General features: G+C 67.5%; 21 protein-coding genes and 1 tRNA gene. 7 read left to right on the top strand and 15 right to left on the bottom strand.

Going from position 1 to position 21400, the window contains the following annotated elements:
- Nucleotides 1–84: 84 nt before the first annotated feature.
- Entirely contained in the window at nt 85–483 is a 399-nt protein-coding gene (locus ACI3KS_RS07265; RefSeq protein ID WP_404916713.1) for a hypothetical protein, read from the bottom strand.
- Nucleotides 484–682: 199 nt separating this feature from the next.
- Between ACI3KS_RS07265 and ACI3KS_RS07270 the strand changes: the two genes are divergently transcribed.
- Together ACI3KS_RS07270 and ACI3KS_RS07275 are read left to right on the top strand one after the other, a co-directional pair.
- Complete coding sequence (locus ACI3KS_RS07270; RefSeq protein ID WP_404916715.1) at nt 683–982, top strand: hypothetical protein; 300 nt, start codon at nt 683–685, stop codon at nt 980–982.
- A 47-nt stretch (nt 983–1029) separates the two neighbouring features.
- Nucleotides 1030–2355, top strand: a complete 1326-nt coding sequence (locus tag ACI3KS_RS07275; RefSeq protein ID WP_404916717.1) for a nitrate/nitrite transporter — start codon at nt 1030–1032, stop codon at nt 2353–2355.
- Between the two features lie 10 nt (nt 2356–2365).
- On the opposite strand, the gene ACI3KS_RS07280 is transcribed toward ACI3KS_RS07275, so the two are convergent.
- The 3 genes from ACI3KS_RS07280 to ACI3KS_RS07290 are packed head-to-tail and all read right to left on the bottom strand — an operon-like array spanning nt 2366 to nt 5040.
- On the bottom strand, nt 2366–3178 hold the full coding sequence (locus ACI3KS_RS07280) for an arginase family protein (protein ID WP_404916719.1): 813 nt from the start codon (nt 3176–3178) through the stop codon (nt 2366–2368).
- A gap of 47 nt (nt 3179–3225) precedes the next feature.
- Nucleotides 3226–3996, bottom strand: a complete 771-nt coding sequence (locus tag ACI3KS_RS07285; protein ID WP_404916721.1) for a formylglycine-generating enzyme family protein — start codon at nt 3994–3996, stop codon at nt 3226–3228.
- A 27-nt stretch (nt 3997–4023) separates the two neighbouring features.
- Nucleotides 4024–5040 (bottom strand): GlxA family transcriptional regulator, encoded by a 1017-nt coding sequence (locus ACI3KS_RS07290; RefSeq protein WP_404916723.1) that lies wholly within the window; start codon nt 5038–5040, stop codon nt 4024–4026.
- A gap of 129 nt (nt 5041–5169) precedes the next feature.
- Here ACI3KS_RS07290 and ACI3KS_RS07295 point away from each other — a divergent pair, with 129 nt between their 5' ends.
- The 4 genes from ACI3KS_RS07295 to ACI3KS_RS07310 are packed head-to-tail and all read left to right on the top strand — an operon-like array spanning nt 5170 to nt 8702.
- The gene (locus tag ACI3KS_RS07295; RefSeq protein WP_404916725.1) at nt 5170–6207 is read left to right on the top strand and encodes a zinc-binding alcohol dehydrogenase family protein; all 1038 of its coding nucleotides are present in this window, start codon (nt 5170–5172) and stop codon (nt 6205–6207) included.
- Nucleotides 6200–7138, top strand: coding sequence for an NADP-dependent oxidoreductase (locus tag ACI3KS_RS07300; protein ID WP_404916727.1), 939 nt, complete (start codon nt 6200–6202; stop codon nt 7136–7138). The genes ACI3KS_RS07295 and ACI3KS_RS07300 overlap by 8 nt, the downstream gene beginning before the upstream one ends.
- A 20-nt stretch (nt 7139–7158) precedes the next feature.
- A complete protein-coding gene (locus ACI3KS_RS07305; RefSeq protein WP_404916729.1) occupies nt 7159–7983 on the top strand; it encodes an enoyl-CoA hydratase/isomerase family protein in 825 nt (274 codons plus the stop codon).
- A 14-nt stretch (nt 7984–7997) separates the two neighbouring features.
- Complete coding sequence (locus ACI3KS_RS07310) at nt 7998–8702, top strand: SDR family oxidoreductase (RefSeq protein ID WP_404916731.1); 705 nt, start codon at nt 7998–8000, stop codon at nt 8700–8702.
- A gap of 19 nt (nt 8703–8721) precedes the next feature.
- Here the strand turns inward: ACI3KS_RS07310 and ACI3KS_RS07315 are convergent, their stop codons facing one another.
- From ACI3KS_RS07315 to polA, 6 genes are read right to left on the bottom strand one after another with little or no spacing between them, the layout of a single operon-like run.
- Nucleotides 8722–9522, bottom strand: coding sequence for an SGNH/GDSL hydrolase family protein (locus ACI3KS_RS07315; protein ID WP_404916733.1), 801 nt, complete (start codon nt 9520–9522; stop codon nt 8722–8724).
- A 29-nt stretch (nt 9523–9551) separates the two neighbouring features.
- On the bottom strand, nt 9552–10250 hold the full coding sequence (locus tag ACI3KS_RS07320; protein WP_404916735.1) for a CatA-like O-acetyltransferase: 699 nt from the start codon (nt 10248–10250) through the stop codon (nt 9552–9554).
- A complete protein-coding gene (locus tag ACI3KS_RS07325) occupies nt 10247–11599 on the bottom strand; it encodes an MFS transporter (protein WP_404916737.1) in 1353 nt (450 codons plus the stop codon). The genes ACI3KS_RS07320 and ACI3KS_RS07325 overlap by 4 nt, the downstream gene beginning before the upstream one ends.
- A 38-nt stretch (nt 11600–11637) precedes the next feature.
- Entirely contained in the window at nt 11638–12666 is a 1029-nt protein-coding gene (locus tag ACI3KS_RS07330; RefSeq protein ID WP_404916739.1) for an LLM class flavin-dependent oxidoreductase, read from the bottom strand.
- Nucleotides 12667–12720: 54 nt separating this feature from the next.
- Entirely contained in the window at nt 12721–14397 is a 1677-nt protein-coding gene (locus ACI3KS_RS07335; protein ID WP_404916741.1) for a DUF885 domain-containing protein, read from the bottom strand.
- Between the two features lie 58 nt (nt 14398–14455).
- On the bottom strand, nt 14456–17089 hold the full coding sequence (gene polA, locus ACI3KS_RS07340; RefSeq protein ID WP_404916743.1) for a DNA polymerase I: 2634 nt from the start codon (nt 17087–17089) through the stop codon (nt 14456–14458).
- A 45-nt stretch (nt 17090–17134) separates the two neighbouring features.
- Here polA and ACI3KS_RS07345 point away from each other — a divergent pair, with 45 nt between their 5' ends.
- The gene (locus tag ACI3KS_RS07345; RefSeq protein WP_404916745.1) at nt 17135–17563 is read left to right on the top strand and encodes a hotdog fold thioesterase; all 429 of its coding nucleotides are present in this window, start codon (nt 17135–17137) and stop codon (nt 17561–17563) included.
- On the opposite strand, the gene ACI3KS_RS07350 is transcribed toward ACI3KS_RS07345, so the two are convergent.
- From ACI3KS_RS07350 to pyk, 5 genes are all read right to left on the bottom strand, one after another.
- Entirely contained in the window at nt 17538–18101 is a 564-nt protein-coding gene (locus ACI3KS_RS07350; RefSeq protein ID WP_404916747.1) for a GNAT family N-acetyltransferase, read from the bottom strand. The two genes, ACI3KS_RS07345 and ACI3KS_RS07350, sit on opposite strands and share 26 nt — an antisense overlap.
- A gap of 2 nt (nt 18102–18103) precedes the next feature.
- Nucleotides 18104–18721: an ANTAR domain-containing response regulator gene (locus tag ACI3KS_RS07355; protein ID WP_400852983.1), complete on the bottom strand. Its 618-nt coding sequence runs from the start codon at nt 18719–18721 to the stop codon at nt 18104–18106.
- Between the two features lie 159 nt (nt 18722–18880).
- Nucleotides 18881–18966: transfer RNA gene (locus ACI3KS_RS07360), tRNA-Leu, on the bottom strand.
- Between the two features lie 106 nt (nt 18967–19072).
- The gene (locus ACI3KS_RS07365; RefSeq protein WP_404916750.1) at nt 19073–19783 is read right to left on the bottom strand and encodes an esterase/lipase family protein; all 711 of its coding nucleotides are present in this window, start codon (nt 19781–19783) and stop codon (nt 19073–19075) included.
- Between the two features lie 114 nt (nt 19784–19897).
- The gene (gene pyk, locus ACI3KS_RS07370; protein WP_404916752.1) at nt 19898–21349 is read right to left on the bottom strand and encodes a pyruvate kinase; all 1452 of its coding nucleotides are present in this window, start codon (nt 21347–21349) and stop codon (nt 19898–19900) included.
- Nucleotides 21350–21400: the final 51 nt, after the last annotated feature.

Here is a 21400-nt window from a genome sequence, read left to right on the forward strand (position 1 = left end):
CGTCTGATCTGAGGGTCGTAGGAATAACCGATAATGCACATTATGTCAGGTTGACGCGAAACCAGGGCTCCCCAACGGAATCCGTCACTTCGCTCTCTGAGTACCGATGGCGGTCTCCAGCCGTCGCGCGAGCACTCGCACCTCGTTCTCCTTCCAGGTGAGCAGACGTCGCCCGTCATCGGATGTCGGCACCACCGGCAACTCGACGAGACCATCGGCCGTCGAGATCGTGAAGACGATGGCCGGCATCGTCTGGCGATGCGCCCACCCCTTCGAGGTCGTCTCCCGCACCGTGAGCGCGACGACGCTGGATGCGGGTAGATCCCATACGACCGCAGGCCGCCGCACGTCGGCGAACTCGATGCGCCCCTCCCGCACGCTGACAGTGAAGGCCCAGGGCAGAGGCGGCCCACCCATGTGGAGCACCGCGGCGGTGGTCGTCGAGAAACGGACCGCCTGGATGGATGCCAGCTCATTCGTCATGCCACCGCTGCTCCCCCGCCGTTCGTCACCTCACGGTATCCGATTCACACTTCTCGCGATGTGTCACCCCCTTGTTCGGCGAGAAACGACGTGCGAGCGTGGGTATGTCGGGAGAGTTCGGGAGCCACAATTGGCGCCGGGGAACAGCCCTCCTCCGGATGCACGCAGATCGCGGTGCACACAGGAACGGGGCTTTCTCATGGGTACTCTCGCATACGGCAGTTCTGGCGGACGCCTCTACGTGGAGGATCGCGCACTCAGCCATCTCAAGATCGTCATGGCCACCAAGCTCCGGCGCAACGAGAGCTTCACGCTCTCCTGGAGGCAGTTCGACGGCTCCGGACGGGAGACGCTCTGGATCCATCCCTCGATCCCCCTGCGCTTCACGTTCGAAGAGGTGGATGCTCCGTCGCTCAACGTCCGGTGGATCGAGGAGATGATGTACTCCGCGAATTCGACCGGGGGGATCGTCCTCACCGAGGAGAACATCGCCGCCTGACGCTGCGGAGCGCGAGCCGACTCCTCCCCGAGGAGTACCGTTGAATCGTGCAACAGCAGTCCGTGTCCCCCACTTCGTCTCCGGGATGGCGGGCGTGGCTCATCTGGTCGGTCGGTGTCGCCGCCTACATGCTGGCGATCACGAACCGCACCTCCCTGGGGGCCGTCGGCGTCGAAGCCGCTGATCGTTTCGACGCGGATGCCTCGACACTCGCCCTTTTCGCCGTCGTCCAGCTCGCCGTCTACGGCGGCATGCAGATCCCGATCGGCGTCCTGCTGGACAAGTACGGATCCCGCCCGGTCATGACGGTCGGCATGATCCTGATGGCGGCGGGCCAGCTCACCATGGCCCTCTCCCCCAGCATCGGCATCGCGATCCTCGCCCGCATCCTGCTCGGCGCCGGCGACGCGGCCATCTTCCCCGCCGTGCTCCGACTCGTCGCCACCTGGTTCCCCGCACAGCGCGGGCCGCTGATGGTGCAGTTCACCGGCATCCTCGGCCAAGCCGGGCAGCTGGTAGCGCTGGTGCCCCTCGCCGCGTTCCTGCACGCGACCAGTTGGACCGTCACCTTCGGCAGCATCGCCGGGCTCGGCGTGCTCTTCACGATCCTGGTGTACGTGCTCATCCGGAACCACCCACCGGAGCGCGGCGCCGACATCACGGTGAACACCGACACCGGCGTCATCCGTGTCGTGACATCCTCGATCGACACCGGGGTCGGCATCCGAGCGGCGTGGGCGCACCCGGGAACCCGGCTCGCCTTCTGGTCGCACTTCACGACGCCGTTCGCAGGAACCGCCTTCGTCCTGCTCTGGGGGATGCCGTTCCTCACCGCCGGCGAGGGCCTCGACGCCGCCCACGCCGCGGCGATCATCTCGGTCTACGTGGTCGCGGGAATGGCGCTCGGCCCGATCATCGGCGACCTGTCGCGTCGACTGCCCAATCATCGCTCACTCGCGCTCGTGCTCCCGGCGGTCGGCGTGCAGATGGTGGCCTGGATCGCGGTGATCGCCGTCCCCGGCACCGCGCCGGACTGGATGCTCTATGTGCTCGCCGTCGCCCTCGGAACGGGCGGCCCGGCCTCGATGATCGCCTTCGACCACGCTCGCACGCATAATCCCTCGCAGCGACTGAGCACGGCGACGGGCGTGACGAACGCCGGCGGATTCATCGCCGCGCTGATCGCGATCTTCCTCATCGGCCTCGCCCTCGACATCCAGGGGGCGGGTACACCCTCCACCTATTCGCTCGAGGCGTTCCGGATCGCATTCCTCGCGCCGATCCCGCTGTGGGTGATCGGCGTCGTGTTCATCGTGATCGAGCGCAAGCGCACGCGCATCCGCATCGGGATGGATCCCGAGCGCAAGCGCTGAGTGCCCGAGATCAACGGAGCAGGTGCTGGAAGGTCTCGATGATCAGTTCGAGGCTGACCCGCTCCGGCACCTCGGTGTCCCCCGCCTCGAACTCCGCGAGCTCGATCCCCTTGACCGCACCCGACGGCAGAGCCGCGAAGATCGACGCGACCTCGTGCGGCAGCATGCCTTCGGACACGCGATAAGCAGCGGGGATGTAGCCCGGCTCGAGGACGTCCCAGTCGACATGGATCCAGACCGGTCGTCCATCGATGAGGTCGAGGAGCCGAGCAGGGGTGCTCTCGGCAGGCGGCAGCACCGTCACCCCCGCCTCGGAGAGAAGCTCTCCCTCAGCCTCGTCGATGTCCCGTCCTCCGACGACGATCACCTGTCGTGGATCGATGCCGGCTCCGTGCCCGCTGTCCCACAGTCCGCAGGCTGCCGCGAGCACCATGCCGCCGAGGTAGCCGGAATCGGTCGTCTGCGGCGTGTTGAAGTCTCCGTGCGCGTCGATCCAGAGCACGACGGCATCCGGGTGGCGCTCGGCGACCGTGGGCAGGGTACCCAGACTCGCAGCGCAGGTGTTCGTCACCAGCACGGGCACGGTGCCGGCATCCAGAGCCGTGGAGAGTGCACTGCGGAGCCCCGTCAACATCTCCTCGGCCTGTCGCAGAGCCTCGCTCCAGTCATCGGTCACCGCCGACGACGGCGTGCCGATCACGGTCGCTTCGAGCCCGAGAAGTTCCGAGAGCGCTGCGCCCACACGTCGAGCACCGACGAGTGCGCCGTCGGTGCGGTCGGCCACACGGCCTTGAGAGACGATGAGCGAGTACGAATCAGACATCCCCCCAGTTTTTCACCCGCCCTGCGGAGAGCCAAACCAGCGGATGCTCACCGCGTGGGTCGCGTCAACGGCGTCCAGCCGAAGGGTACGGGTCCGTCGACGAAGACGCGCTCACGATCCTCGGCCACGGACCAGCCCTGCGCGGCATCCGGGTCATCGAAGGCGCCTCGCGCGACGCGGAACCCGAGGTCCTCATGCGCCATCCTCGGCCCTCCCCCACGGCGCACGCCGGCCCGCACGCTCCAGGCGTCGTCGGCGTATCCGCCGCCGCGGAACACCCGGTAGTCGCCGTAGCGCGCGGGATCCAGCAGATCCCAGCACCACTCCCAGACGTTCCCGAGAGTGTCGAACAGCCCGTGCAGATTGGGGAGCTTTCCTCCGACGTCCTGCGGGGTCGAGACGCCGTCGGCACTCGTCCATGCGGCATCCGCGAGCGGAGCATAATGCGGGCTGCTCGATCCCGCCCTGCAGGCGAACTCCCATTCCGCTTCGGTGGGCAGCCGGTACCCCTCAGAGGTCGCATCCCAGGTCACGTCCTCGCCGTCGAACCGGTAGGCGGGATCCAGCCCCTCCCATTCGGATGCCGCATTGCAGAAGTGCACGGCCCGCTGCCAGCTGACGCCGATCGCCGGTCGCCGCAGGTGCCGGGATGGCACGGGGAGGATCTCAGCGAGCTGCTCCTCGGTGATCGTGAAGACCCCGATCTCGAACGCCTCCAGCTCCACGAAGCGCTGCACCTTGCGGCGCGCGTCGTGCAGAGTGACGGAACCGGCGGGGATCCGGCGCATCTCGATCTCGATGCTGTCGATCGCGGGCATAGGGGGAATCCTATTCGGATGCCGCACCTACACGGTGACCGCGGAGGTGCCCCGCCGAGGAGTCCGAACCACCTGCTCGCCACGCCGCGTGGCGCTGGTCGCTCGGAAGGTGCGTCGGTACGTCGCCGGTGACACGCCGAGCGCCGCAGAGAGATGAGTGCGGAGCGAGGTCGCCGTGGCGTAGCCGATCGCGGCGGCGATGGCCTCGATCCCCTGATCGGTCGACTCCAACAGCTCGCGCGCGAGAGCGAGCCGCTGCTCCGTCAGCCACTGTCGAGGGGCGAGACCGGTCTCCTCGCGGAAGCGCCTGGTGAAGGTCCTCTCGCTCATGTGCGCATGCTCCGCCAGCCCGGCAAGGGTGAGTGGATCCCCGAGTCGCTGGAGAGCCCATTCGCGCGTGCGGGACGTCGACGCGTCCTTCGGATCGAGAACGGCACGCTCGATGTACTGGGCCTGACCGCCGTCGCGGTGCGGGGCGACCACGCACCGTCGTGCCGCCCTGTTCGCGAGGTCCGTACCGTGGTCGGTGCGGATCATGTGGAGGCAGAGATCGATGCCGGATGCCGCCCCTGCCGAGGTGAGCACCCGCCCGGCATCGGTGAAGAGCACCTTCTCGTCGAGTTCGATGTCGGGATACCAGGAACGGAAGAGCGCTTCGCACTCCCAATGCGTCGTCGACGCTCGACCGTCGAGCATGCCGGCGGCGGCGAGGGTGAACACCCCGGTGCAGATCGACGCGATGCGCGCGTCGGGACGGATCATCGCGAGAGCGTCACGGACGTCGTTGTCCAGGACGGGCTTCAGCCTTCGGGGGTCGACCGGAGCGACGATGACGGTGTCGGCCTCGCGGAGCAGTTCGCTCCCTCCGGCGGGAGAGATCCCGAACCCCGCATTCGTCGTGATCGGGGCTCCGGTCGGGGTGCACAGTGCGACCTCGTACGCGCCGTCGGCGGCACCGAAGATGCGCGCGGGTATACCGATTTCGAAGGGATACGCACCCTCCTGCGCGAGGACGACGACGCGGTGCGGTCTGGCGATCGACATGAGATCAGCTTAGGGGCGCGAATGGCGGGAAATGACTACAGCGATAGATACCAGCCACGATTCATCAGGTCCCCGCCGACTTCACATCCAGCCGCGCCTCCCCCGCCTCTGCGGTGACACGCTGTTGGCATGACCACAGCTGTCGACCTGACCACCGAGGCGAATCTGCAGATCGGATACTCACGCGCGCTTCCGGCCTCCGACCCCTTTGCGTTCGAGGAGCGCGCCGCCCCGATTCCGGCACCGCGACCCGGCGAGCTCGTAATCCGCGTCGAGGCGGTGTCGGTCAACCCGGTCGACGTGAAGGTGCGATCCGGTAGCGACCCGCAGGGGTTCCGGGTGCTGGGCTTCGACGCGGCCGGAACGATCGTCGCGCTCGGCGAGGGAGTGACCGGGTTCGCGATCGGCGACGAGGTCTTCTACGCCGGCAACATCGCTGCCCCAGGGAGCAACCAGAGGTTCCAAGCGGTCGAAGCCCGGCTCGTCGGCCGCAAGCCGGCCAACGTGTCGTTCGGTGAGGCTGCGGCGCTGCCCCTCACCGCCTTGACCGCGTGGGAAGCCGTCTTCGACCGGCTCGGGATCACCGCCGAATCTGAAGGGGATCTTCTCGTCGTCGGCGCGAGCGGTGGAGTCGGCTCGATCATGCTTCAGCTCGTCCGTGAACGCGCGCCGAAGGTTCGCCTCATCGGCACGGCCAGTGCCGCGAACAGCGAATGGGTGCGGACCATGGGCGCACACGACGTGGTCGACCATCGGGGTGATCTCGCTGCACAGATCCAGGAGATCGCACCCCAGGGTGTCACGTGGCTGTTCACTTCCCACTCGCAGCACCAGGAAGCGCTCTACGCGAAGATCGTCGCGCCCTTCGGCCGCATCGTCGCCATCGATGATGGTCCTCGTGACATCGCGGCTCTGAAGGCGAAGAGCATCGGCTGGCTGTGGGAGCTGATGTTCACCGATCCGCAGTACCTCCCAGAATCGCACCACCAGCAGTGGATCCTCGATCAGGTGGCGGCCCTCGTGGAGTCGGGAGCGGTTCGCCCGACTGTGACCGCGAACCTCGGGCCGATCTCGGCCGTGTCCCTTCGACGCGCACACGAAGCCATCGAGACCGGTCGGACGGTCGGCAAGCTCGTGCTCGAGGGATGGGCGGGCACCGATGTCTGAGATCCCGACGATGAACGCCGTCATCCAGGATGAGCTCGGCGGACCCGATGTGCTGCACCTCGCCACGGTTCCCCGGCCGACGCCGGGGATCGGCGAGGTTCTCGTGAGGGTGCGCGCCGCGGGCGTGAATCCCGTCGACGCGATGAATCGTCAGACCGGAGCGTTCACCGGACCGCCGCCGTTCGTCCTGGGCTTCGATGTCTCGGGCGTCGTGGAACTCGTCGGCCCCGGCGTGACGATCTTCGCCCCCGGTGACGAGGTGTTCGGGCTGCTCCCCTTCCCCCACGGAAGCGGAGCGTACGCGGAGTACGTCCTCGCTCCGGCGCGCGCACTGATCGAGAAACCCCCGGCCCTGACGCATGAGCAGGCCGCAGCACTTCCCCTGGCGGGTCTGACGGCCTGGCAGGCGCTCGTCGAAACGGCCGGTCTGCGCGTCGGAGAGCGCATCGCGATCACCGGAGCATCCGGCGGTGTCGGGCACCTCGCCGTGCAGATCGCTGCGGCGCGCGGGGCGCATGTGATCGCCTTCGCGTCTCGCCGGGACGCGGAGTTCGTGCGCAGTCTGGGCGCGGACGACGTGCTCGACTACGCGACCACCGACATCGCCGACCTCAGCGACCTCGATGTCGTTCTGGATGTGCTCGGGGGCGATGGTCCCGCGAAGGCGGTACGGGCGCTCCGCCCGGGAGGACGCCTGGTCTCCACGCTTCCCCAGAGCCTGGGGTCGGCGCTGATGGCCGCCGGAGAGAAGGGCATCGAGATCAGCGGCCTCTTCGTCGAAGCCGACCGTGTCGGCCTGCTCGCGCTCGCCGATCTCGTCGCGGATCGCCGTCTGACGCCGACGATCTCCGCGTCCTACCCGCTTGCCGACGCGGCCTCCGCACAGGCGACCGCCCACGGCCCAGGCAAAGTCGTCCTGACGGTCCAGTGATCCTCCATGAAAGGCTTCCCATGAGCATCCGCTTCACCCGTACATCGCCGCAGGTGGCGACCATCGCGTTCGCGACGGGTCCCGTCAACCTCGTCACCGCGGAGACCGCCTCGCAGCTTGCAGCAGTCGTCGAGGAGCTCGAGAACGACTCGCAGCTGCAGGTCCTCGTCTTCGAGAGCGACATCCCGGACTTCTTCCTCAACCACTTCGATCTCGCACATCTCGCCGATTTCCCTGCTCCGCAGGACGGCGTGCACGCGTGGACGGACATCTCACTGACGCTGTCTCGTGCTCCTTACATCAGCGTCGGGAAGATCCGCGGGCGCACCCGGGGCGGCGGCAATGAGCTCGCCCTCTCGTTCGACCTCCGTTACGCCAGCCTCGAGAAGGCGTTCTTCGGCCAGCCCGAGGTCGGGACCGCTGTCGTGCCCGGGGGCGGCGGCACCGAACGCCTCCCCCGCCTGATCGGTCGAGATCGTGCTCTCGAAGCCGTTCTCACCTCGCGGGACTACGACGCCGCGACCGCCGAGCAGTGGGGATGGGTGACCCGCGCGATCCCCGACGCCGAACTCGACTCGTTCGTCGACACCATCGTCGAGCGTCTCGCGGCATTCGATCGCGCCGCCCTCGCGACCGCGAAGCGCATGGTGAACCGAGCCGTGCTGCCGCCCGACGCCGATCTCGTCACGGCCTACGAGGAGTTCCTGCACACGACGACCCTTCCCGGCTATCTGGCACGCGCAGCCTCACCCGCGCCGACCGGGGAGCAAGCGCTCAGGCTGGAGTACGACCTCGGCGAGTTCCTGGGACTCGCTGCTCTCCGACGCGCAGCGGCCGCAGAGTGAGAGGGGCGAGCACCATGACCGACATCACCGGACAGATCGCCCTCGTCACGGGCGCGAATCGCGGCCTCGGCGCCGAGTTCGTCAGACAGCTGCTCGAGCGCGGCGTCGAGAAGGTGTACGCCGCCGTCAGGCGACCGGATTCCCTTCAGGCAGGCGACGAACGCATCGTTCCCCTCGAACTCGACGTCACCGACGAGGAGAGCATCGTCCGAGCAGCGGAAGACGCAGGCGATGTCACCCTCCTCATCAACAATGCCGGAATCGATCGGAATCAGTCGCTCGTCACCGGCGACCTCGGACTCGCACGTGCCGAGTTCGACACGAACTTCTGGGGTCCTGTCCTGATGACACGCGCGTTCGCACCGATCATCGAACGCAACGGCGGAGGCGGGGTCATCTCCATGCACTCCGCTCTGTCCTGGTACGCGATCGGCTCCTACAGCGTGTCGAAGGCCGCACTCTGGTCGGCGACCAACTCCGCGCGTGTCGAGCTCGCGCCGCAGGGAATCCACGTCGTCGGGGTCCACGTCGGGTGGGTCGACACCGACATGGCCGCTGGAGCCGCAGGCCCCAAGGAGACCGCCGACGAGGTGGTCGGGCAGGCGCTGGACGCGTTCGAATCCGGCAGGGGCGAAGCCGTCGTCGGAGACGTCGCGCTCCGTGTGAAAGGTGCGCTCAGCGGGCCCGTCGAAGCGCTCTACCCGCAGATGCGGGCCTGACGTGGGGACTCCCGCCGCTTCAGGCGGGCGAACCGGGGTGCCGATCTCCGGCACCCTGCGCGCCCGACCGCGGCGGGATCTCCGTCCATGTGGCGTACTTCGCGATGCGTCCATCCCCTGACGACGTGCCGGTGACCCGTCGCTTGACCCACGGTGCCACGAACTCCCGGTAGTACGCGAAGCCGCTGGATCCCGCAGGGCCGACCTCGTACGGCGCCCACCAGCTCGCGTCAGGCTCAAGGCCGAGAGCATGCAGAACCCGTGCCGCGACGCGGTGATGTCCTGCGGCGTTCATATGCAGGCGGTCCTCCGACCAGTACGGCGGCTTCGAGAGCTCCGTGTCGGGCCAATTGAGTGCGCGAACGACGTCCGGCCGGTCCGCGATGCGCCGGATGACAGTGTCCGACAGCAGATCGCCGCGACGCTGGAACACCTTTCCCATGGGCAACTGGCCGCTCGGATTCGCGCCGGAGAGCAGGATCAAGGTCACGCCCTCCTGATCGCAACGCCGTAGCACTCGGCTGAACGCATCGGCGATGTGCTCGACATCGGCACGCGGACGGAGGATGTCGTTGCCGCCGCCGTTGAACGCCAGATGGGTCGGCCGAAGCGCGAGAGCCGGTTCCAACTGCTGTTCGACGATCGGCCAGATCAGCTTGCCGCGGATCGCGAGATTCGCGTATGAGACGGGGCGGTCGAGAGCGTCCGCCCACCCCTGAGCGGCGATGTCCGCCCAGCCGCGTACCCGTCCATCGGGGAGTTCGTCCCCCACTCCTTCGGTGAACGAGTCACCGATCGCCACGAATCGCACCTCAGTCACCGGACCAGCCTATGCCGCGTCGGTCCCGATCAAGCCCCCACCCAGGTCGGCTCTGCGAACAGCGCTTGCAGGTCGCCGGCGAACCGGGCTGTATGGAAACCGTCGGCGGCGGCGTGATGGATCTGGATCGACAAAGGCATGAGCGTGCGACCATCGCTCTCGCGGTGCCGGCCGATCGTGAAGACGGGACGCAGATGCTCCCAGCCGTCGCGGATCTGCAGAGAGAACCCGGTGAACGACGTCCAGGGCAGACTCGACACATCGAAGACGTTCTCCGGCACATCCTGCTGCGGGAACATCGACGTCGCAGAGCGGTATCGGGCGAGCACATCGGCTGCGGCGTCGTGGAACGTCGAGAAGTCCTCATCGAATGAAGACCACACGGAAGCGAATGTCTCTCGTTCAGGGTTGAATACGGTGAACGCCGGATGCAGCACATCCCAGATCGCCGGCGCGCCGTGCTCATCGAGGGTCATCCGGAACTCCTCACGCCGATTGACGATCGAGGAGAGCGCCCGGATCTGCGCGAGGTAGGTCTTCCGACCGGCACGTCGCAGAGCCTCGACCGTCGCCGACACGTCCACCTCGACGGTGATCGCGTACGTGCAGGGCACGCGCTCGCGGTAGTGCTGGAAGGTCTCCCGCCTCGTCCACCGGCCGAGATCGATCGGTCGAGCGGCGACTGCCCCACTGCCACTGCGGAGGTCGCCGCTCACGTCGTCGCTCATCGGTCATCCAGGGCGACGCCCTTGCGGTCACTGAGCCCCCACGCGGCGGCCGCGGCGACGAGGAAGCAGGCACCGAAGATGCTGAAGACCAGGGTCACCCCGCCCACCGGCAGCAGAGCGGGGACGGCGAGGGGAGCGATGATCGAAGCGATCCGCCCGACGCCCGCGGCCCAACCCGCTCCGGTGCCCCGCAGCGACGTGGGATAGATCTCCGGCGTCACCGCATACAGGGCACCCCACGCTCCGAGGTTGAAGAAGGAGAGGGCCATGCCGGCGCCGATGATCATGGCCTCCGTGTTCGCAGTACCGAATACGAGCGCGGATGCCGCCGATCCGATGAGGAACACCGAGAGCGTGATCCGCCTCCCCCAGATCTCGATGAGCCACGCGGCAACGGCATAACCGGGCAGTTGCGCGAGAGTGATGATGAGCGTGAACCCGAAGGATCTCACCAGATCGAAGCCGGCATCGACGAGGATGCTCGGTATCCAGATGAACGCGCCGTAGTACGAGAAGTTGACGAACAACCAGACCAGCCACAGGCAGAGCGTGCGAGTGCGGAACTCGGGGTGCCAGAGCGTCGAGACACGCGAGCGCATCGTCGCGGTGATCGCACGCGAGGCGGGCTCCTTGCGGATCGCGGGACCGGCGACGATGCCCGCATCCAACTCGAAGGAGACGACGATCCGCTCGGCCTCGGCGATGCGACCGCGCATGGCCAGCCACCGCGGCGATTCCGGCATCCCCCACCGGATGATGAGAGCGTAGACCGCGGGAATCGCACCCAGTGCGAACGCCCAGCGCCAGCCGTCGTCGGATGCCGGGATCACGAAGTAGCCGATCACTGCGGCCGCCGTCCAGCCGACCGCCCAGAACGCTTCGAGGGCGACGATCAGTCGGCCACGGATGCGCGAGGGGGCGAACTCGCTCACATAGGTCGACGCGACGGGGAGCTCTGCGCCGAGCCCCAGCCCGACGAAGAAGCGGAGCACGAGCAGGATCGCCAGCCCCCCGACGAGTGCGCTCGCGCCCGTCGCGATGCCGTAGACCAGCAGCGTCACAGCGAAGATCTGGCGTCGACCGAAACGGTCCGCCAGCAGACCGCCCAGCGTGGCGCCGAGCGCCATTCCCAGGAATCCGATCGAGGCCACCCATCCGGCCTCGGGCTTGGTGAGCCCCCATTGCGCGGTGAGCGCCGCGAGGATGAACGAGATGAGTCCGACGTCCATCGCGTCGAGTGCCCAGCCGACCCCGGAACCTCCGAGAAGGCGGATGTGGCGCCAGGTAAGGGGCAGGTCGTCCAGACGCTGAGCGAGAGACGCTCGGCTGGGCAGCACGGAATCAACCATGCCCCTCATCGTAGGACCGTCGCGGATCCGCCGCGCACTCAGTCGTCGAGCAGCGCGCGCACGCGCGGGATCACCTCGGTCCCGTAGAGCTCGATGCTCCGCATCATCGCCTCGTGCGACAGCGTGCCGGTCGCGTACTTCAGATCGAACCGACCGAGGCCGAGGGTGGTGATCGTGTCGGCGATCTTCGCGGCCACGCGCTCGGGCGAGCCGGAGTAGATCGCTCCCGCAGGACCGACGTCGTTCTGGAAGCGCGCCCTGCTGTACGCGGGCCAGCCGCGCTCACGACCGATGGTGTTGTTCATGGCCTCGAAACCCGAGTACGCGGCCTCCCAGGCCTCGTCGTCGGTGTCGGCGATGTGGCCGGGCGAGTGCACGGCGATCGGATGCGCGGTCGTGCCGAAAGAGGCGACCGAACGGTGGTACAGATCGACGAAGGTCTTGAACCGCCCTGCGGGGCCCCCGATGATGGCGAGCATCAGTCCGAGACCATGGCGTGCGACCCTGACGACGGATTCGGGGCTTCCGCCCACGCCGACCCAGGTGCGCAGGCCGTTCTCGCTCTTCGGGAACACGTCGGCGTTCTCCAGCGCAGGACGCATGGTGCCCGACCAGGTGACCGGCTTCTCCTTCAGGAGTTCGACGAACAGCTCGAGCTTCTGCTCGAACAGCGCGTCGTAGTCGCGCAGGTCGTATCCGAACAGCGGGAAGGACTCGATGAACGAGCCGCGGCCGAGAACGACCTCTGCACGGCCGTTCGAGACGGCATCGAGCGTCGAGAAGCGCTCGAAGACGCGCACCGGGTCGTCGGACGACAGCACGGTCACGGCGGTGCCCAGCCGGATGTTCTCGGTGCGGGAGGCGATCGCCGCGAGCACCATCTCGGGTGCGGACACCGCGAACTCGTGGCGGTGGTGCTCCCCCACTCCGAAGAAGTCGACGCCGACGCTGTCCGCCATCTCGGCCTGCGCGACGATATTGCGGATCGTCTGCGCGCCGCTGAGCAGCTCGCCGTCCGCGCCCCTGGTGATGTCGCCGAACGTGTCCAGCCCGAACTCGATGCTCATGTCATCCCTTTCCATTCAGATGCATGAACATCATGCTCGGGCCGGGCATTCCCGTTACTTGTTCAGCAACGCCGTCCGCAGCGTGTCGAGGCCCACCCCGCCCATGTCGAGTGCGCGTTTATGGAACTGCTTGATGTCGAAGTCGGCACCGCGCTCGGCCTGGTATGCGTCGCGGACCTGCTCCCAGATGCGCTGTCCGACCTTGTACGACGGGGCCTGGCCCGGCCAGCCGAGGTAGCGGTTGACCTCGAACTGCACGAACTGGTCGGACATGTTCACGTTCTTGCGCATGAAGTCGAGTGCATAGTCTGCGTCCCATACGCCTTCGCCGTCCAGACGCGGCTTGCCGAGATGCACGCCGATGTCCAGCACCACACGCGCCGCGCGCATGCGCTGACCGTCGAGCATGCCGAGCCGGTCGGCGGGATCGTCGAGGTAGCCGAGCTGCTGCATGAGACGCTCGGCGTAGAGCGCCCAGCCCTCCGCGTGCCCCGACGTGCCGGCGAGCAGTCTCCGCCACGAGTTCAGCTCGGCGCGGTTGTAGACGGCTTGCGCGATCTGCAGGTGATGCCCTGGTACGCCCTCGTGATAGACCGTGGTGAGTTCGCGCCAGGTGTCGAACTCCGTGACGCCTTCCGGCACCGACCACCACATGCGTCCGGGCCGCGAGAAGTCGTCGGTCGGGCCGGTGTAGTAGATCCCGCCTTCTTGGGTGGGCGCGATCATGCACTCGAGCGTCCTGATGGCGTCGGGGATGTCGAAGTGCGTGGCGCCGAGCTCTGCCACAGCGCGATCGCTCGTCTCCTGCATCCAGCGCTGCAGCGCCTCGGTGCCGATGAGCTTGCGCGACGCGTCCGCTTCGAGGTGTGCAACGGCCTCTTCGACCGAGGCACCGGGAAGGATCTCGTTCGCGATCGCGGTCTGCTCCGCCACCATCCGAGCGAGCTCCTCGCGTCCCCAGTCGTAGGTCTCGTCGAGATCGATCGTCGCCCCGAGGAAACGGCGCGAGTTCAGCGCGTAGAGCTCACGACCGACGGCATCCGTCTCCGTCGCGACCGGCGCGAGTTCCTCGGCGAGGAAGCGACGGAGCTCATGGTACGCCACCCGCGCGGCGGCCGAGTTGTCGGCCAGGGTGCGAGCGAGGGACGCCGGCAGATTGCCTTCGTCGGGGCCGGCGTTCGCGACGAACTCGGCGAAGAACCCGTCGTCCGCCGTGTACCGATCGATCTGCGTCGCGACCTCGACGACCTGGCGCTTCGCCGGAGTGACGCCGGCGGCGATACCCGCGCGCAGCGTCGCCGTGTAGCCGCGGAGAGCGGCCGGCACGGCCGCGAGCCTCGTCGAGATGACCGACCAGTCGTCCGCAGTCGCGGTCGGCATGAGATCGAACACCGATCGCACGTCCTGTGCGGCCGACGCGATGACGTTGAGATCGCGCAGGTGCCAGCTCGCCTCATGCAGTTCGAGGTCGAGAGCGAGCTCCGAACTCAGGTCGGCCTTCGTGACCTCGTCGATCGCATCGACGGGCTCGAGCGCCGACAGCTTCGCGAGCGTCGCCTTGGTCACGGCGGCGATCTCTTCGTGGCCCTCGGGACTGAGGTCGCCGAAGCGGTCGTTCACCTCGCTCCGACCGATGTACGTGCCGAGCGTGGGCGCGAGCACGGCGAGCGTGTCGACCCACTCGTCGGCGACCTTGTCGATGGCAGACGGAGTGCGGGGGGCGGAAGTCATCCCTCCAGAATAGCCCCGTGCGTCGATCGCAACATATTGGTCGACCTGTGGGATCGCGTCAGTGCGCCGCCTCGTTCCAGTCCTGACCACGCCCGACCTGCACATCGAGTGGCACTGACAACGCGGCCGCATCGCCCATCCGCGTGCGGACGATCCGCTCAGCGGCGTCCCACTCCCCCGGGGCGACCTCGACGACGAGTTCGTCGTGGATCTGCAGCAGCACGCGGGAACCGAGTCCTTCGGACCGGAGGTCCTCGTGGATGTGCAGCAGCGCGATCTTCATGATGTCGGCGGCGCTGCCCTGGATCGGCGCGTTCAGAGCGGCACGCTCGGCGTTCTCGCGCAGCACCCGGTTGGGGCTCGCCAGATCGGGGAAAGGCCGACGTCGACCGAAGATCGTCTCGGTGTAGCCGTCCTCCTTGGCCTTCATCACGGACGCGCGCAGGTAGTCGCGCACCGCGCCGAATCGGGCGAAGTACTCGACCATGAGCTGCTTGGCCTCGGCCTGCTCGATGCGCAGCTGCTTGGACAGACCGAACGCCGAGAGCCCGTAGACCAGGCCGTAGGACATCGCCTTGACCTTGGTGCGCATGGCGGGCGTGACGTCCGACGGATCGACACCGAACACGCGGGCTCCGACGAAGCGATGCAGGTCCTCGCCGCTGTTGAACGCTTCGATCAGTCCTTCATCGCCGGAGAGGTGCGCCATGATGCGCATCTCGATCTGCGAGTAGTCGGCCGTGAGCAGCGACTCGTACTCCGCCCCGACCTCGAAGGCGCTGCGGATGCGGCGGGACTCCTCGGTGCGCACCGGGATGTTCTGCAGGTTCGGATCGGTGCTCGAGAGCCGCCCGGTCTGGCTGCCGGTCTGCACGTACGTGGTGTGCACGCGCTGGTCGGCGCCGATCGCAGTGTCGAGCGACTCGATGATCTGACGGAGCTTCGTCGCCTCACGGTGCTGCAGCAGCAGACCGAGGAAGGGGTGCGGGTTGCTCTCCTGGAGGTCGGCCAGCACGGCGGCATCCGTCGAGTACCCGGTCTTGGTCTTGCGGGTCTTGGGGAGCTGCAGGTCGTCGAACAGGACCTCCTGCAGCTGCTTGGGAGAGCCGAGGTTGAACTCGCGTCCGACCAGGGCGAACGCCTCCTGCGCCAGCGCATCGGCTCGCGAGGCGAGTTCGCCCGAGAACGTCGACAGCACCTCATGCGAGACCGCGACTCCGGCGACCTCCATGTCGGCGAGCGTGAGCAGGGTCGGCAACTCGATGTCGGTGAGCACGCGCGCCACCGACTCCGGGATGTCCTCGCGCAGCGACGCGGCGACACGCAGTGCGAACCACGCCTCCTGCGACGGTGTCGCCCCTTCCGTCTCGGGGACGAGCTGCGTCGGATCCGCCTCTGGGAGCTTCTCGCCGAGGTACCGCTGGACGAGGTCGCCGAGCGTCTTGTCGGGGAAGCTGGGGCGCAGCAGCCATCCGGCGAGACTCGTGTCGTAGGCGAGACCGTCCAGACGGATGCCGGCACGCAGCAGCGCCTTGACCTGCGGCTTCGCGTCGTGGAAGACCTTGGGGACGTCGGACTCCAGCCAGGCCGTGATCGCGGTCGCCGCATCGTCGGACCACGCGAGCTCGCGCAGCTCGTTCAACGTCGCCGCACCGACGCGACTCGGTGCCCCGCCGGGCGTCGTGATCGTGAGCGCGATCTCGTCCGTCTGCGCGGTCGCCCAGGCGAGGAACTCGGCAGCGGTGACCTCCACCGGCGTCGGCAGCTCCACGACGGATGCCGGGTCCTCGGCCACCTCGCCGGCCCCGACGGCATCGAAGACGCGGGGAAGCAGGGTGCGGAACTCGAGCCGGGCGAAGATGTCGCGCACGGCCTGCGCATCGATCGGGGCCACCGCGAGGTCTGTCGGGCTCACCGGGAGCTCGACATCGGTCAGCAGCCTGTTGAGCTTGCGGTTGCGGCGGACGTCCTCGATGTGCTCGCGAAGGTTGCCGCCCACGACGCCCTTGATCTCCTCCGCGCGATCGAGCAGCTCATCGAGGGAGCCGAACTGGGTGAGCCATTTGACCGCGGTCTTCTCTCCCACCTTGGGAACGCCGGGAAGGTTGTCGCTGGTCTCGCCGACGAGCGCGGCGATGTCGGGGTACTGCTCGGGGCGCACGCCGTAGCGCTCTTGCACCGTCGTCGGGTCGTAGCGCTTGAGCTGGGACACGCCCTGCACCGAGGGGTAGAGCAGCGTGACGTCGTCGTTCACGAGCTGGATCGTGTCGCGATCGCCGGAGACGACGAGGACCTCGTACCCCTGCTCGGCACCCTGCACCGAGAGCGTCGCGAGGATGTCGTCGGCCTCGATGCCCTCTTTCGTCAGCACCGGGATCGACATCGCCGCGAGGCAGTCCTGAAGCAGCGGGATCTGTCCCCGGAACTCCTGCGGGGTCTCGGACCGGGTCGCCTTGTACTCCGGGTACGCGTCGGTGCGGAAGGAGTGACGAGACGTGTCGAACGCCACGGCGACGTGCGTCGGCTGCTCCGCCTTGATGAGGTTCACGAACATCGACAGGAACCCGTAGATGGCGTTCGTGTGCTGGTTGTCCTTGGTCGTGAAGTTGTCGACCGGCAACGCGAAGAACGCGCGGTAGGCGAGCGAATGGCCGTCGACGACCAGGAGGGTAGGCTTTGCGGAGTCCGTCACCCTGTCAGCCTAACGAGGACCACGGACACCCGCTGAGGAGGATGCATGAGCGACGTCACGACGAGCGAAGGGCTGGAGTGGGCGACCGCCCGCGGCATGGGAGCTCTCGCCGAGAAGATGGGCATCGAGTTCACCGAGTTCTCCGTCGAACGCTCGGTCGGCACCATGCCGGTCGAGGGCAACACGCAGCCGGTGGGGCTCGTCCACGGCGGTGCATACGTCGTCCTCGGAGAGTCGCTCGGCTCGATGTCCGCGAACCTGCACGCAGGCCCAGGGCGCCTCGCCGTCGGCGTCGACATCAACGCCACGCACACCCGCTCCGCCACCTCGGGCGTGGTAACGGGCGTCTGCACGCCGATCCATCTCGGACGCAGCATCACCGTCCACGAGATCGTCATCTCCGACGATCAGGGCCAGCGATGCTCGACCATCAGGATCACGAACCTCATCAAGGATGCGCCGAAGGCGCAGTGACCGGATCATCCAGCAGCCGCTGGAAGAGCACGTGGTCCTGCCACTCCCCCGCGATGTGCAGGTAGCGCGGTGCGATGCCGATGCGTCGGAAGCCGTTCCGGGCGAGAACGGTCTGCGACGCCGCGTTGTCGAGGAGCGTCGCCGCCTGCAACCGGTGCAGGCGGAGCGCGTCGCGCGCGTGCGCGATGACCGTCGCGACGGCGAGGGATCCGAGCCCTCGACCCTGTCGGCGCTCGTCTATCCAGTAGCCGAGGTCGGCGTTGAGGAACGCACCGCGGACGATGTTGTTGAGATTGACACGTCCGACGATCTCATCGTCTGCGGTCACGACCACGAAGCGGATGCTCCGACCTGCCGCAGCATCCGCCACGCAGTCCTTCGCGTTCTGCTCCTGCCAGGCCTCGGTGAAGAACCCCTCGCTGCGGCGAGGTTCCCAGGGAGCCAGATGCTCCCTGTTCACCCGATAGGCACGCGCCAGCGCGGCGCCGTCTCCGGCGCGGACCGTTCTCAGTGTGTGCTCCGCATCCAGCGGAAGCACGGTCACTTCTTGGGTGCGAGCTGCTCGATGATGGCCTTGGCCACGTCCTGCATGGTGAGACGTCGGTCCATGGATGCCTTCTGGATCCAGCGGAACGCCTCGGGCTCGGACAGGCCCATCTTCTCGTTGAGCAGGCCCTTGGCGCGGTCGACGAGCTTGCGGGTCTCGAAGCGCTCGACCATGTCGGCGACCTCGGCCTCGAGCGTGATGATCTGCTCGTGACGAGCGAGGGCGATCTCGATGGCGGGCAGCAGGTCGTTCGGGGTGAACGGCTTGACGACGTATGCGAGTGCGCCGGCCTCGCTCGCTCGCTCGACGAGCTCCTTCTGGCTGAAGGCGGTCAGCAGGACCACGGGGGCGATGTTGCCCTTGTGCAGCTTCTCGGCGGCGCTGATGCCGTCGAGCTGTGGCATCTTGACGTCCATGATGACGAGGTCCGGACGCAGCTCGGTGGCGAGTGCGACTGCGGTCTCTCCGTCTCCGGCCTCACCCACGACGTCGAAGCCGTTGTCGCGGAGGATCTCGACGATGTCGAGTCGGATCAGCGATTCGTCCTCAGCGACGACGACGCGTCGGGGGGCGGATGCTGCGGGCTGCTCGGACAGTTCTTGCTCGGTCACCGCTCCATCCTACCGAACGAACGCCCGGAGCCGGCCAGCGACGCGTGCAAGCGGCATCCGATGACGGCTCTTCGCAGGGATGGGCGCAGACACCGTATGGCGCTGCGCGCACTCGTATCCTGCAGACGACGTCGGTCTATGTCATCCGTGATGAGGATCTGGTGCCGGCGGTGGGACTCGAACCCACACGCCCTCTCGGACAAAGCATTTTGAGTGCTCCGCGTCTGCCATTCCGCCACGCCGGCCCGAAACGACACTACCGCACCGGGCGCGTGCCTCCGATCGACACGGCGTCGACAAGCTCCCGCCTGGTTCACGATGACCGTCCTGTCTGACGAGGGCATCACTGCCTCATGACGACGACAGAGCGTCGCCCTCGGCCATCGTGACGACCTCGGCGATCACCCGGGCATCGGCGAGCACTCGGAAGTGGCCCCCGGTCGCAAGTCGCACGTTCTTCGCTCCGGGCAGCTCGCTACCCTCGGGGATGTGCGGGTCGAAGGCGGGGTACACCGATACGATGCGCGCGTTCACGTCCCGCTGCCCCGCCATCTCGACGATCGAAGGATGCGATGGCGAGAACGCCCGCAGCGTCGACGGGAGCAGAAGCCGCGCATAGGCGGAGCCGGCGAAAGGAGTCGCGATAGCCACCATCCCGCGCACACGAGCGCCGGAACGGCTCAGCATCACCGCCTTGCCCGACAAACCGCCTTTGCTGTGCGCGACGATGATGACCTGGTCGAGGTTCGACTCCTCGAGCACGGTCGCCGCCGTCGCTGCGGACTCCGCGAGAGGTCGACGGTGGTGTCCGAGAGCGGGGACGACGTGCACCGGGTGCCCACGATCGTGCAGCACGGAGATCAGCGGCCTCATGAACCGCCATGACTCGTACACCCCCGGCAGGATGAGGATCGGTGCCCGCGAGCCCACGGTGAAGTCCGACGCCGCCGTGCGATCGAAGAATCCACGGACCTGCCAGTATCCGGCGTAGACGTAGTCCGCGAGCCACCACCGCGCACGCCTCAGCATCCGCTCCCCTGCCTTGGTCCCTGTCTGGCGCACGAGAAGAACCTACGACGCCTGCTGCATGGCGACCAGCGGGTTGACATGCCGACTGCACCCGGGGCACGAGGAAGGGGCGGAGCCCGATGGCCCCGCCCCTTCGCTGCACGTGTGTCAGACCGTGGCTTCCTTGTACACGGGAGCAGCGCCGTTCACGGCGTCGCCCACCTTGTGCACCCGGATGTCGTTGGTCGACCCGACGATCCCGGGAGGGGATCCGGAGACCACGACCACCTTGTCGCCCTCGACGGCGAGGCCGCTCTTGAGGAGGTAGTCGTCGACCTGCAGATACATCAGGTCGGTGTGCTGGACCATCTCGACCAGCTTGGAGCGGATGCCCCACGTCAGCGCCATGCGGCGACGGGTGCCGGGCTCGGGCGTGAACGCGATCATCGGGATGCGCGAACGCAGGCGCGACAGACGACGAGCGGAGTCACCCGACTGCGTGAAGACGCAGAGGTACTTCGCCTCGACGAAGTCGGCGACCTCGAGAGCGGCGAGGGTGATCGCTCCACCCTGGGTCTTCGGCTTGTTCGTGAGCGGCGCGATGCGCTCCAGGCCGTGCTCCTCGGTGGACTCGATGATGCGAGCCATGGTCTCGACGACGACGATCGGGTAGTCGCCGACGCTGGTCTCGCCCGAGAGCATGACCGCGTCCGCTCCGTCGAGCACGGCGTTCGCGACGTCGCTCGTCTCGGCGCGCGTCGGCACCGGGCTCGAGATCATCGACTCGAGCATCTGCGTCGCGACGATGACGGGCTTCGCGTTGCGGCGGGCGAGCTCGACCGCGCGCTTCTGCACGATCGGTACGGCCTCGAGCGGCAGCTCCACGCCCAGGTCACCGCGGGCGACCATGATGCCGTCGAACGCGTCGACGATCTCCTCGAGCGCGTCGACGGCCTGGGGCTTCTCGATCTTGGCGATGACGGGGACGCGGACGCCCTCCTCGGCCATGATCTCGTGCACCCGGTCGACATCGGCCGCGTTGCGGACGAACGACAGGGCGATGAGGTCGGCGCCGGTGCGCAGGCCCCACCGGAGGTCCGCCTCGTCCTTCTCGCTGAGCGCGGGGACGTTCACGGCGACACCGGGAAGGTTGATGCCCTTGTTGTTCGACACCGCACCGGCCACGACGACCCGGGTGGTGACGACCGTGCCGTCGGTCTCGACGACCTCGACGCGGACCTTGCCGTCGTCGATCAGGAGGAAGTCCCCTGCCTTGACGTCCTGAGGCAGCCCCTTGAACGTCGTGCCGCAGATCTCACGGTTTCCGACGATGTCCTCGATGGTGATCTTGAAGATGTCGCCCACTGCGAGCTCGTAGGGGCCGCCCTCGAACTTGCCGAGGCGGATCTTCGGGCCCTGCAGGTCGACGAGCACGGCGACCGCCTTGCCGGCGTCCTCCGCAGCGCGGCGCACGTTCGCGTAGTTCGCGTCGTGGACGGAGTAGTCACCGTGGCTGAGGTTCAGTCGTGCGACATCCACTCCCGCCTCGATGATGGCCCGCACGTTCTCATAGGAACTCGTGGCAGGGCCGAGTGTGGCGACGATTTTCGCGCGTCTCAACAGAATCTCCAGGGTAGAAGGGGGATAGAAAAATCAGGCGACGGGGCCGCT

The organism is Microbacterium sp. ZW T5_45 (assembly GCF_044987415.1).
Classification (GTDB): domain Bacteria; phylum Actinomycetota; class Actinomycetes; order Actinomycetales; family Microbacteriaceae; genus Microbacterium.